12 protein-coding genes are annotated in these 13,089 nt (G+C 30.2%); 7 read left to right on the forward strand and 5 right to left on the reverse strand.

Features of this window, described 5'->3' with window-relative positions; translation table 11 throughout:
- Positions 1–5: 5 nt before the first annotated feature.
- Entirely contained in the window at positions 6–1,262 is a 1,257-nt protein-coding gene (locus tag ASC41_RS11595) for a flippase (RefSeq protein WP_055436813.1), read from the reverse strand.
- Positions 1,263–1,381: 119 nt separating this feature from the next.
- On the opposite strand from ASC41_RS11595, the gene ASC41_RS11600 reads away from it, so the two are divergent.
- The 3 genes from ASC41_RS11600 (at position 1,382) to ASC41_RS11610 (ending at position 4,273) form a co-directional block, all read left to right on the forward strand.
- Positions 1,382–2,326: a helix-turn-helix transcriptional regulator gene (locus tag ASC41_RS11600; RefSeq protein WP_160318806.1), complete on the forward strand. Its 945-nt coding sequence runs from the start codon at positions 1,382–1,384 to the stop codon at positions 2,324–2,326.
- 369 nt (positions 2,327–2,695) lie between these two features.
- Positions 2,696–3,820 (forward strand): GTPase, encoded by a 1,125-nt coding sequence (locus ASC41_RS11605; protein ID WP_055436815.1) that lies wholly within the window; start codon positions 2,696–2,698, stop codon positions 3,818–3,820.
- A gap of 6 nt (positions 3,821–3,826) precedes the next feature.
- Positions 3,827–4,273 carry a hypothetical protein gene (locus ASC41_RS11610; protein ID WP_055436816.1) on the forward strand — a complete coding sequence of 149 codons (447 nt, stop codon included), beginning with the start codon at positions 3,827–3,829 and terminating at the stop codon, positions 4,271–4,273.
- Between the two features lie 259 nt (positions 4,274–4,532).
- Here ASC41_RS11610 and ASC41_RS11615 read toward each other — a convergent pair whose 3' ends face one another.
- Positions 4,533–5,084 carry an NUDIX hydrolase gene (locus ASC41_RS11615; protein WP_055436817.1) on the reverse strand — a complete coding sequence of 184 codons (552 nt, stop codon included), beginning with the start codon at positions 5,082–5,084 and terminating at the stop codon, positions 4,533–4,535.
- 76 nt (positions 5,085–5,160) lie between these two features.
- Positions 5,161–6,249 (reverse strand): M42 family metallopeptidase, encoded by a 1,089-nt coding sequence (locus ASC41_RS11620; RefSeq protein ID WP_055436818.1) that lies wholly within the window; start codon positions 6,247–6,249, stop codon positions 5,161–5,163.
- A gap of 124 nt (positions 6,250–6,373) precedes the next feature.
- Between ASC41_RS11620 and ASC41_RS11625 the strand changes: the two genes are divergently transcribed.
- Both ASC41_RS11625 and trhA read left to right on the forward strand, forming a co-directional pair.
- Entirely contained in the window at positions 6,374–7,051 is a 678-nt protein-coding gene (locus ASC41_RS11625; RefSeq protein ID WP_055436819.1) for a DUF4294 domain-containing protein, read from the forward strand.
- 26 nt (positions 7,052–7,077) lie between these two features.
- Positions 7,078–7,704: a PAQR family membrane homeostasis protein TrhA gene (gene trhA / locus ASC41_RS11630; protein WP_055436820.1), complete on the forward strand. Its 627-nt coding sequence runs from the start codon at positions 7,078–7,080 to the stop codon at positions 7,702–7,704.
- Between the two features lie 166 nt (positions 7,705–7,870).
- Here trhA and ASC41_RS11635 read toward each other — a convergent pair whose 3' ends face one another.
- Positions 7,871–9,889 carry a hypothetical protein gene (locus tag ASC41_RS11635; RefSeq protein ID WP_055436821.1) on the reverse strand — a complete coding sequence of 673 codons (2,019 nt, stop codon included), beginning with the start codon at positions 9,887–9,889 and terminating at the stop codon, positions 7,871–7,873.
- 364 nt (positions 9,890–10,253) lie between these two features.
- Here ASC41_RS11635 and ASC41_RS11640 point away from each other — a divergent pair, with 364 nt between their 5' ends.
- Together ASC41_RS11640 and ASC41_RS11645 are read left to right on the forward strand one after the other, a co-directional pair.
- On the forward strand, positions 10,254–10,700 hold the full coding sequence (locus ASC41_RS11640; protein WP_055437073.1) for an FKBP-type peptidyl-prolyl cis-trans isomerase: 447 nt from the start codon (positions 10,254–10,256) through the stop codon (positions 10,698–10,700).
- 227 nt (positions 10,701–10,927) lie between these two features.
- A complete protein-coding gene (locus tag ASC41_RS11645) occupies positions 10,928–12,103 on the forward strand; it encodes a dicarboxylate/amino acid:cation symporter (protein WP_055436822.1) in 1,176 nt (391 codons plus the stop codon).
- A gap of 146 nt (positions 12,104–12,249) precedes the next feature.
- Here the strand turns inward: ASC41_RS11645 and ASC41_RS11650 are convergent, their stop codons facing one another.
- Positions 12,250–13,065 carry an alpha/beta hydrolase gene (locus tag ASC41_RS11650; protein ID WP_055436823.1) on the reverse strand — a complete coding sequence of 272 codons (816 nt, stop codon included), beginning with the start codon at positions 13,063–13,065 and terminating at the stop codon, positions 12,250–12,252.
- Positions 13,066–13,089 lie beyond the last annotated feature (24 nt).

Raw genomic sequence — 13,089 nt, forward strand, 5'->3', positions numbered from 1 at the left:
AGTAATTAAAAAAGAGATACTAATTCCTTTCTGCTTTCTTTGTCTAAAAAGAGATAAGCAATATTAGTAATAAAATGACTTGCTAATACGGCAATAGCAGCGCCAGAAACTTGCCAAATTGGAATTAATAAATAGCACAATACCACATTAAATGTACAGCCAATTGCAAAACGGTAAACATTTTTTTGTAGTTGATTTGCGTTAATCAAGTGTTTTTCGTATATCATTCCTATAAATATAATAAGTGGCGCCCAGCAAAATATTAATAGCGGGCTTTTTGCTTCAGCATAGCTTTCAGTAAAATAAGTGTTTAATATAGCGTTGCCAAATAGCGTGTAAAGTATACCAATTAATAGGCCTAATATGCACATGATTTTAAATAACTTTTTTATTTTTTTAGCATAAAGTATACTATCTTGTTTATAAGATTCAGCTAAAGATGGGTATAATGCATTAATTATCGAAAAGCCAATATTCCAACTTAATGCTATTACTAAAAACTGAACGGTTGCAAAAATACCGTTAGCATGATCTCCTAAAAAATGCTTTAAAAACAGCTCGTCTATAGAGATATAGAACATAATTAAACCACTGGATACTATAAGCGGAAAAGACATTTTTAATAACGACTTGCCTAAAGTCCAAGAAAATCGACATTGCTTGAATAAAAACTGTTTTTTATATTTTAATATGAAGTAATAAATACTGCCTTGAATTAAAAAATCTAAAGCAATAAGCTTCGCAAAATAATTAACGTCAAAATTATTTTTAACACCATAATATTGCAAAGACACTATAATAATAAGGCTAGATATTTTACTTATAAATATAATTTTTGTCCATTTTTTTGCAAGTAAATAATACTCGAAAACATCTGTAAGTTTAAAGAAATAACTACAAGTAATTATAATATATAAGCTCGTTAATGGACTACTTTCTATAACATAAAAGTAGATTGTAATTCCAATAAATATAGCAATCCAACTGGCAAGTCTTAAATAGAATGCAGTAGCTAGAATTTGTTCGCTTCGTTTTGGATTAAATACAATTTCTCTAATACATATAGCGGTAAGCCCTAAAAAAAATAAAGGAGCAAATAATCCTAAAACGGATTCTACAAACTTAAGTTTACCAATATCTACAGTACCTAAAGTACTAAAAATTTGAGGAACAATAAACACACCGGTTGCAAACTGAATCAGTTTTTCTAGCGTAAACCATTTGGTAGCGATAAAGTCTTTTTTACTAAAAACCGATGTCATAAATTATAATTATTGCTCAAATATATAAAAGCGTTCCGTTAGCTGTTTGAAAGATTAGTATTACTTTCGTTTTTCATTTTTTTTATATGACACCAGAGTTTCTTCGACGCTATTATATTTTGCGAGTTATTTCAAATCCTAAAGTTTATGGAGTTGAAAAAAATGGTTTTGTACCGTTAGAAGATTTACAAAATGCGCTAGACCGATTGCGTGTAGACAATATTGATGATCCGTTATACGATAAGTTAAATCAGTTTTCTCAAAAAACGATTAAACGCGATTTAGAAAAAATAAAGTCTTATTACCAAACCATAATATTACACAAACGTAATTATGGCTATTATTTAGAGGGATACGAATTAAGTGATGCATTAAAGGAGATTTATGAAAAAACAGAACTTTATCTCCTACATCATCATGCACATTCCTGGAAAGAACACGTTACTACTACACGAAGTTCTTTAAGTTCTTATATAGACCTTGTACCTTTAATACAAGCTATTGAGCTGCAATTTTTAATAGAAATCTCTTATCATGGTTGGTACGATGATAATGGTTTTGAAACCATAGCAGGTTTTTTTCAGCCGTTGCATATTAAAGAGGTTAATAAAGCTTGGTACTTGATAGCACATAACGATAAATACGGCGTTTATGCGTTTTGCTTAGATGATAGAATTAAGTCTTTAGATATAACTACACACGCTGTTAAGAAAGCTACACCTTTTAATCCTAAAAGCTATTTTAAGGATGTTATTGGTATTTTAAAAACGGATAGTAAAGCAGAGTGGATACATATTCAAGTTGCTAATCATCATTTTAAATATTTAGAGAGTAATCCATTCCATCATTCTCAACAAATTATTACGCGCCCTAAAGCTGCCGAAACAGAATCTTTAGATTATAAGAATGCTAATATTTGGGGCGAAATAAAAATTTATATCGAACCTAATTATGAATTTTTAATGGAGATTTTAAAGTATAACCTTTGGGTTAAGGTTGTTGGCCCGGCTCATGTTAAGGCTTATGTAAAGGAACACTTAGAGTTTATTGCGAGTTATTATTAAAGTATAAATATACTCTTCTTAATTTTTACATTTTTTTACTTTTAAAGTTAATTATATTCAATCTATTTTTTTTTAATTTTAAAACAGACACCTTTTGTCTGTTTGGTAGATAGATTTGTTTTCTTACAGTTAATGCCCAAAAATGAACTTCTAAATTTTGCTTTTTAGGAATTGGAAGAGTAAAGAACAAAAATATTTTTGATTGAAATAGATTTAAAATTTGAGTCCATATATTATATTTTATTGTCTTGCTTTTTCTCTAAATAAGAGACATAAGGTTTTTATAAAAAAATATTATAAAACTTATAGTTTCTTGATTTTTTGGGTGTTTAGAATTTAACTAATTTAAATATTAAACACATTAGAATTATGAAAAACATTAGCATTGAGGATATTGTTAAGGAAATGAAAATCAAAGCGCAAGAATTAGAAAATGTAAAGGTTAAAATTGCAATTTCAGGCCAAAGTGGCTCAGGGAAATCATCTATGATTAACACTATTTTTGGTGAAAAAGTTGCATCAGTTGGGAGTGTTGAGACTACGCTAGAAATTGAATCCTACAAACAGAATGGTCTTGAGTTTTACGATTTGCCAGGTTGTGGGACATCAAAATTTCCAATCGAAACTTATATTGAAGATTGCAACTTGTTAAGTTTTGATTCATTTATAATTGTGACTAGTAATCGTTTTTATGAAAATGATGAATGGTTAATTAATAAGATGGTTGATTCTGGACGTTCTGTTTATGTTGTTCGAACTAAGATGGACGAATCTATTGCTAATGAAAAAAGAGATAACGATTTAGAAAAAGAAGAAGTCTATTTAAAAGTAAGAGATAACATCCTAAAAAGTACTAAGGGAATTGATATTAAAGGAATTTATTTAATATCTTCTGTAGATGGTATTAAAAATGACTTTAAAGAATTGTTGGATAATATAGAGAATAATTTGGACGGAATTAAGAAGGAACGTTTTTTAATGGATGTTACTCCATACAGCAGAGAAGTTCTACAAGCTAAAAAAGTAGCTGCAGGAAAAATAATTTCATACTCAGCTACTGTAGCAGCAGCAAATGGTTTAAACCCAATTATTGGGCTTGATATTTCAGTAGATGTAGCAATCTTAATAAAGTTATCTAAAAAAATTGGTGATATTTTTGGTATTAACGAGAAAGAAATAAACTATACTACTACAAAATATGGTTTGGATGGAAAATATGTTGTAAGTGGAAAACAGTTTGCTGCTAAATTTATTGCAAAAGAAGGAGTTTTATTGCTATTAAAAAGATATAGTGCAAGTACTGCTTCTAAAACAATTTTTAAGTTGATTCCTTTTGCAGGCCAAGCTATCGCTGCTGGTATAGGTTATAAAATGACTTTTTCTTTCGGTCAGGAGTTACTTGAAGAAGCATATGATTTAGCATATAAAATTTTAGATGAAGCTAAAAATAAAACAAGTAATCATTTTTATGAAAATGAAACCTTAAAATATTAATTTTTTTTGAATATTTCAAACTCAAACCGCCCATACCACCGCGCTGAAATAGACCTACTTTTTACAAAAGTAAAAGCACAAATGCATCAACAAGCTTTAAAAAGAGGTGGAGATGACATAGCGCTTTATACCGATTGTTACACAGGAGAAACCTTACGAGGAGGTGATAGATACGATTATGAGCATATAAGATCTTCAGAAGAAATCTTTATGACCTATCGAGACAGATTAACTAATTCGGAAATAGCTAAAGTTGTAAACTGTCCAGAAAACGTTGCTGTTACTTTAAGAAGTATTAATCAATCTAAAGGTAAGCTGAGAATGGAAGTTTGGATGGCTAACGTTAATAATATTTCAAATCATGCTATAAACGTTAGTTTGGTTAAAAAGTGTTTAGTAAACGCAGATAAAGGAATTAAATTAAAGTTCAATCACGTTTTATCTACCAAGTAGAATAAAATATTTTAATTAAAGTAAAATAAATCTTAAAACAGACACATTCTGTCTATTTCAAATATATGTTTGTAGTATGAAAAATAAGAGGAGGTATTTAACCAATATCGACTGTTTCATTTTTTAATATTCGCGGTGTAAATAACATAAGATGATAAAGCTATTAATCAACAAGGGCTTATGCTTTTATCGTGAGTAGATTAAAAAAAAACTCAACTTTTTTTAAAGTTGAGTTTTTTGTTTTTATGGTAAGCGTTAACTATGTTATTCTTTCTAAAATAGCATCGGAAACCTTTGTATAATAGTCGTAGTTGCTTGCTACAAAATGACCGTTAGTTTCGCTATTTACTAAGAGTTCTAAAAAATCGAACATACTAACTAACTTTAAAGCCTCAACCTCTTCCTTTTGAAGAGTTAAGGATGAAACAGGTAGTATTAATTCAGCTATATAAGTATGATGAAACTCGTTATCCTTAATACCATTTGGGTAAGTTTGGAAACACTCGAAAACACCAATTTTTTCTAAATCTGATGTTTCTATTTGTAAACCAATTTCCTCTTCAATTTCTCTTAGAGCACCAATTTCAATAGTTTCACCAGCATCAATATGTCCGGCGACAGATACATCCCAAAGTAAAGGGAAGATTACTTTTGAAGCTGCTCGTTGTGCTAATAATACTTCGCCTTCTCTGGTATAAAACCAAATGTGTGCAGTATTATGGTAATGTCCTTTACTGTGAATCTCACTTTTTAAAGCAGATTCACCTGTTGGTTTACCATCTTTGGTAACTATGTCAATTAATTCATCCATACTTTATAAGATTAAAAAAAGCCTCTAAAAGAGGCTTAATTATTATTCGGGTATTTGCCAAATCTAGCTTAGCAAGTTATTTAAAATAAGAAAATGTTTCACCATCTTCAATTTTAAGTAATGTTTCGTAAATTAATTTAATTACGTTTTCTACATCATCTCTATGCACAGTTTCTACTGTTGTATGCATGTAACGTAAAGGTAAAGAGATTAATGCCGAAGCAACACCACCATTACTATAAGCAAAAGCATCAGTATCTGTTCCTGTTGCTCTAGACAAAGCAGCACGTTGAAAAGGTATTTTGTTAGCATCTGCAGTATCTGTAATTAAATCACGCAATTTTTGCTGTACAGCAGGTGCGTAAGCTATTACTGGTCCATTACCAATTTCTACCTCTCCTTGAACTTTCATATCAATCATTGGAGTAGTGGTATCGTGTGTTACATCTGTAACAATAGCCACATCAGGTTTAATAGTCTCGGTAATCATTTGTGCACCACGTAAACCAATTTCTTCTTGTACAGAATTTGTAATGTAAAGACCAAAAGGCAATGTTTTCTTGTTTTCTTTAAGTAAACGTGCCACTTCAGCAATCATAAAACCACCCATTCTGTTATCTAAAGCACGACAAACAAAATTGTTTTCATTTAAAATATGAAATTCATCTGGATACGTAATTACACAACCTACATGTACACCAAGTGCTTCAACCTCTTCCTTAGTTTTACAACCACAATCTATAAAGATATTGTTTGGTTTTGGAGCTTCTTCCTTAGCCTTGCTTCTTGTATGTATTGCTGGCCAACCAAAAACACCTTTTACAATGCCTTTTTTAGTATGGATATTTACAATTTTACTTGGTGCAATTTGGTGATCACTACCACCGTTTCTTACCACATAAATAAGTCCTTTTTCACTAATATAGTTAACATACCAAGAGATTTCATCTGCATGACCTTCAATAACTACTTTATATTTTGCTTTTGGGTTAATTACACCTACTGCTGTACCATAAGTATCTGTAAAAAACTCATCGACATATGGTGTTAAGTAATCCATCCATATTTTTTGCCCATCCCACTCGTAACCAGTAGGTGCAGCATTGTTTAAATATTTTTCTAAAAAGTCCATAGACTTTTTGTTAAGTATGCTCTTTTTTGTCATTATTTTAATTTTTTACTAAAATAACAATAATCGCTGCTATTTAATAGTTAAGATTAGTATAATTATTAATTTTGCTGTAATACCACTAACTTTTTTTTGGAACGGTTTTAGCTTAAACTTTAATATGAAGTATATTTTACCACTTTTATTAGTGTTTCCGATGTTAATTTTCGGACAAGCTCTAGAAATAGAACAAGATTCAACGCAAGTTGAATTCATGATTGTTGAAGGAGATTCGATACCTCGTGAAGCTATAGGTCTTGACGAGGTACAATTATTACATAGACTTAAATTTGATAGTAAAGAAAATAGAAGACGTTATTATATTTTAAGACGAAAAACGCTAAAAGTCTATCCTTATGCTAAAATGGCAGCCGAAAGACTAGATTCGTTAACCAAGCAACTAGCAACTTTAGATTCTAAAAGAAAGCAAAGACGTTATGCTAAGAAAGTTCAAAAATATATTGAAAATGAATTTTCTGCCGAATTAAAAAAAATGAGCAGAACCGAAGGTCAAATTCTTATAAAGCTTATTCACAGGCAAACAGGAGAAACTGCTTTTTCTTTAATAAAAGAATTGCGTAGCGGTTGGAGAGCATTTTGGTTTAATAATACAGCTTATTTTTTCGATATTTCTCTAAAACGAGAGTTCGATCCCGAAAATGTAAAAGAAGATTATTTAATAGAAGATATTCTACAACGTAACTTTCAAAACGGTGTTTTAGAAAAACAAAAATCGGCTTTAGATATAGATTTTTTCAAGCTTACTAGTAAGTGGTTAAACGATAAGAAAGAACTATAAAAACCAAACAAAAAACTAAATTTTAAATGCGCATACAAACTAAACGCGAAGAGTTCTGGAACACTATTACACATGGAGTAGGAGCTATTTTAGGAATTATAGCCTTAGTATTATTTGTACTAAAAGATACAGAGAAAACAAGCTATAGTTTATTTAGTGTTATTATTTACGGTATCTCTATAATTGTTCTTTTTTCGGCATCTACAATTTACCATTACGTTTCAAACGATAAGTATAAACATACTTTTAGAATTATAGACCACATTAGTATTTATTTACTTATTGCAGGAACATACTCTCCAGTATTATTAATAAACTTAGAGCAAAGTTTAGGTTGGACATTATTTGCCGTTGTATGGGGAATTGCCGCTTTTGGTGTGGTTTTAAAGATATTTTTTACAGGTAGGTTTAATGTGTTTTCTACACTCTTGTATTTAGTAATGGGTTGGTTAATTGTTTTCGATTTCTCGGAATTAAAAAACACAATGCCACCTGAAGGTATTACATTATTAATGCTTGGCGGTGCAGCTTATACTATTGGAATTATTTTTTATACGCTTGAAAAGAAATTGTTTTATCACGTTATTTGGCACTTGTTTGTACTAGCTGGCGCTATTTTTCACTTTTTAATGGTGTACTTTTATGTGATTTAGAGGTTTAGGATTTTAGTTTCGTTTAATGTTTCGTTGATATAAAATCGTTTCAATGTTTTATATCATACGTTAAACGAAGGTAGCGGAAATAATTTTGAAAGTCAAGTTTGCAATTCTTCAAATAGATGTACTTAAAATTTTGAAATTAATGACTATTAACTATATGTTATTCAATAACTTCAATAAAGATATCGTTTTCGGGAGTATATCCATTTATATTTCCAATGAGACCTTTAGAAATTGAAATTAACTGTCCTAAATGGTTTTGATATACAATGTGTGGATAACCTTTAGCATCATAAATTTGCTCATTAAAATCAGGATAGCTTAACGTTCTTACCTTCTTTTCATGGAAACTATCGGTTGTAGATACAGGATTATTATTTGTTCCTAAAATAAGATTACCGTTATTACTAATACCAGAGGCAAAGAAGTTTGAGCTTAAGGTAGTTATTAAATTATTAGTACTAGTAGAATACACAGTGTTGTCTTCCGTATTTAAAACATAAGCTAAATCTTGAGAATATAAACCATTATTATTCCATTCCGAAGTCAAGTTAGAATTTACAGTAGTAACATTAGATAAAACACCAGTATTAGAATCAATATCTACTATTAAACCTTGAGATTGGGTAGCGTTCCCTACTAGTATTCTATTTAAGCCTATATCCATTATATTAATTATGCTAGAACTGAAATATTGATTGTATAAATTTTGAGTGCTTATTAAATTTAGGTTATTGGTTGTTCGTGAAAACGAATAAAGTTTCTCTCTATCTGCAAAAACCCAATAACCGCTTTGGCCTATTACAAGATGGTCTGGGTTAAGAGAAGGATTAGAAATTTGAAGATTGTACTTAAAATTTAAGTCACCATCGTACACTTTTAAAGTACCTCCAATATTAACAATAACTTCGGTTCCAAAGTTAGACTCGAATACTTTTACAAAAATAATTGAAGAACTATTTAGAGTTGTAGAATTTTCGACCGTAAATGTATTGTAATTATATTTATACAAATCTGAATAATCTGAATAATAAAGCACAGTTTCATCTGGTGAAAACGCAGAATATTTTATTGAGTTTATAGGCAGTATTCCTTCTCTAACAAAATCTGTACTTTTTTGGTTTTCGCCTTCAATTACATAAGTGTTTTTATGCCCAAAAATATTATAAACATTAATTACAAAAACAGGATTAGAAATATAAGGCAACTCGAAAGCGTAATTGGTGGTTTCAATAGTATTAATTACTGCAATTTGTTGTTCTTGATATCCTCCTCCAGAGCCAGAACTATAGTTTTTAACTTGAACTTCATAATAAGAAAAATAATAACCTTGATATTGTTCCCAATTTAATTGTACTGTATTACCACTTAATACAGGTTCTACCAAATTTACATTTGGTATTTTTAACGAACTCGTAGGTACATTTACGGGATTGCTTTCTCCTAAAAGACCTTGGTTAGTATAAATTTTAAACACGTAGCATATTTCTTCATATGGAGGTGGTGTTAGATCTATAAAAGAGGTTTCGTTTACATTAGTTATTGTCGAAATTAACTCAGGATTAGAGGTAGAGCAGTTTTGGTCTAGTCTATAGATTTCATATTTTTCAAATTGATTATAGCCTTGATAACCATTCCATTCAAGTAATATTTTATCATTATTATCTATGGTGTAATCCCAATTAAAAGTTGCTGAGTAGCTATCTAGTTCCATTGGAGGTTCGTAGCGATTACATATGGCTTCATAGGTTTTTAAATCGCCATTGGAATCTACATCAAACTTAAACTTAAAAACCAATTTGGTTGCTGTTAGTTCGGTAATTACCCATTGCTCCATTTCAGAACCATTGTCTAACGTTATTACACCATTAGAAAGAGTCCAGTTTAGCATATTTATGGATGGTGTACATTCGTAGTTATCATTAAAAACGTAATCTGTATAATTACTTTGTGGTTGAAAGTAAAAAAAATCTCTACCACATTCTTCGAAATCTACAGGTACATCGGATATCTGTCCTTCAAATTTAATTTGATAAATAGCCCATATACCTTCTAATTGTTGATTATTTGCAGAGGTTACTGCACCGTTAAAGAAGGAATCAGTTATAGTATTTTCATCATCTTCACTACAACTAGATAGGATTAAAATAAAACTTAAAAATAATAATAATCTGTTCATAGTTTGGAGTAGGTTGTTTTAGCTAAAATAGAGGATATTATTAGTAAATTCAAATATATAATCGAATAGCATTTTTGCAGAGTTGACATACTTTTTAAAACAATTATTGATTTAACTGACATAGTTGCTGATTAAATTGCACGTGAATAAATTATTTTAAACTGCATAGTAATAGTTACTGTTACCTACTATAATAGGCTTACAAACCATTTTATTTATTTTGAACGTATGTATTATCAATTTGTAAATCATCATTTTAGTATTTTGGCTTGATTTTGGCAGAAACCGAAAGTATAAGTTTAAACTAAAATAATTTTGTGTAATAATTATGCAAAATGTATTTTTAAAAATTGAAGAATATAGTATGAGTCAAGTAAAAGAGAATAGTACAGTAAAAGTAAATTATACAGGTAAATTATCTGATGGAAAGATTTTTGATACGTCTGAAGGAGAAGCACCAATAGAATTTGTTTTAGGACAAGGAAGATTAATTCCTGGTTTTGAAAAAGGTTTAATTGATATGAAAGTAAACGAAAAGAAAACCATTACTATTCCTAAAGCAGAAGCTTATGGAGAGGTTAATAAAGAATTACTTCACGAAGTAAACAAATCTGAACTTCCTCAAGATATGGCTCCAGAAGTGGGTATGGGATTAGTTTCTAAAGCTCCAGATGGTAGAGAAATGAATTTATTGGTTGTAGAAGTTAAGGAAGAAAGTATTGTTGTAGATGCAAATCATCCTTTAGCAGGTAAAGACCTTATTTTTGATCTTGAAGTTGTAGAGATTCTGGAAACAGAAGTTGCCGAATAAAGCAATTATAATATAGAATAAAACAGCCTTTGCTTTAATTAGCAAAGGCTGTTTTATTTTAAGTATCTGTTATTGTTTTTCAAGATAATACTACAAATCTCTATTGTTTTTAGTGTTCAAAAAAAGCAATATTATAAATGTTCTATCCTTAGATTGGTTGTATATTAGCGAGCTTAAAAATAACCTATAGCAAGGCAATTACTGCTTTCTATTAATTTGTAGATATTATGAAACGTATATTTTCGAACTTATTATTTAAAGTCTTTTTAGCCATAGTATTAGGTATTGTTTTTGGTCAGTATTTTCCAGAATCTTTAAACCGAGTTTTCGCAACTTTTAATGCCTTTTTTGGTCAGTTTTTAAATTTTGCAATACCATTAATTATAATGGGTTTAATAATGCCTGCCATTTCCGATTTAGGGAAAGGAGCAGGTAAATTATTATTACTTACAGCCGGTATTGCTTATGGTTCGACCTTATTTTCTGGGTTTATGACTTATTTTACGGCATCCAATATATTTCCAGCACTTTTAGAATCTCATGTTAATGACGCTGCACAAATTACCGATGCTGGACGCGAATTACTACCATATTTTAGTATTACTATTCCACCAGCATTAGATGTTATGACTTCTTTAGTTTTAGCCTTTGTAATAGGTTTAGGTCTTGCTTCTCAAGAGAAATCTACTTTAAAATTAGTGGTTAAAGATTTTCAGAAGATTATAATGAAATTAATAGAAAAGGTAATTGTACCATTATTACCATTATTTATTTTAGGCATATTTGCAAGCATGTCTTTTAGCGGAAAAGTGTTCTCAATTCTTTCTGTATTCATTAGTATTATAGGTGTAATTTTTGCCTTACATATTTTATTATTATTGCTTCAATATACTATTGCAGGTATACTTACAAAACAGAATCCTTTTAAATTGTTGGCAACTATGATGCCTGCATACTTTACAGCATTAGGAACTCAATCTTCGGCAGCTACTATTCCTGTGACTTTAGAGCAAGCTTTAAAGAATGGTGTTTCAGAAAAAATAGCAGGTTTTGTTATTCCTTTATGTGCTACAATACATCTTTCTGGTAGTATTATGAAAATTACAGCTTGTGCTATGGCATTAATGATTTTACATGGTATGCCATTTAGCTTTACACTTTTTGCAGGATTTATATTTGTGTTAGGAATCGCTATGATTGCTGCACCTGGTGTACCTGGAGGTGCAATTATGGCTGCTGTTGGTATTTTACAGTCGATGCTAGGTTTTAATGATGAAATGTTAGGATTAATGATTGCTTTATACATTGCAATGGATAGTTTTGGTACTGCTTGTAATGTTACTGGTGATGGCGCTATTTCTCTAGTGGTAAATAAAATAACGCAAGAAAAGGTTACTGCTTAGTTTTAAGAAGTAACTTTAAATATTTATAAATCATTTCCTGTAAGAGTAGGAGTGATAACGTAAAAAAGCCTCAGTATAACTGAGGCTTTTTTGTGAAGTCTATTTATTAAAAGTCTATTTTGTTTTTAATTGGAATGCTTTTCTAACTATTCGTTTTTATTCATAGCCCAAATCATAGCTTTTTCTTTTGTAGCTCTAAAAATAGTACTGTGCTCTTCGTTAGGCTCATTAGAGTATTTCCAAATTAGATTATTTGGATGGTCGTTTTCTAAAGTCTTAGCAAGGTTTTTTGTGTGGATTGAAATATCCTCTACCGCAGAACCTGCAAACCAAAGTGTAATGTCTTTGTTTGGAAACTGTTTTAAATAGTCGCTAGCTTTTCTTTCTAAATAATGATTATTCCACCATAAGGAAGGATCCATGGCAATATAATAATCGAAAGCTTCGGGCTGTAAAAACAAGGTTTCCATTACAAATAATCCGGATAAAGACTCGCCTATAAGGCCTTTTTTAGTAGTTGTTCTATACTCACTATCAATTTTAAGCATTAATTCTTGAGTAATAAAAGCTCTAAAGTTTTTAGCGCCATCTGTTAATGGACAGTATTGCTCATCGTCTTTAATTTCAGAAAAGCCTGTTAAATCTCTTCCACGTTCAGTGTTTTCAATACCTACTAAAATTGTTGGCGGAATACTTTTAGACGCTATTAACTTAGAGATGGTATTCGCTATATGCGGAAAATCTTCTTTTATACCTCCATCTGGCATGTATAGTACAGGAAGTGAATCTGTAATAGCATTATAATTTTCGGGAACCCATACGTTTATTACTCTTTCTTGATCTACGAATTGAGAGTGGATTGTAAAGTTATTGTGTTTAGGTATTGGATCGCTATTTCCTGGCTTATTTGTGCAGTTAAAAGCTAATAATACTAAAAAGGAATAATAGAGTAGTGTCTTCATTTTCTATGCTTTAAAAAACGAAGG

The organism is Lacinutrix algicola (assembly GCF_001418085.1).
In the GTDB taxonomy this organism is placed as follows: Bacteria; Bacteroidota; Bacteroidia; order Flavobacteriales; family Flavobacteriaceae; genus Lacinutrix; species Lacinutrix algicola.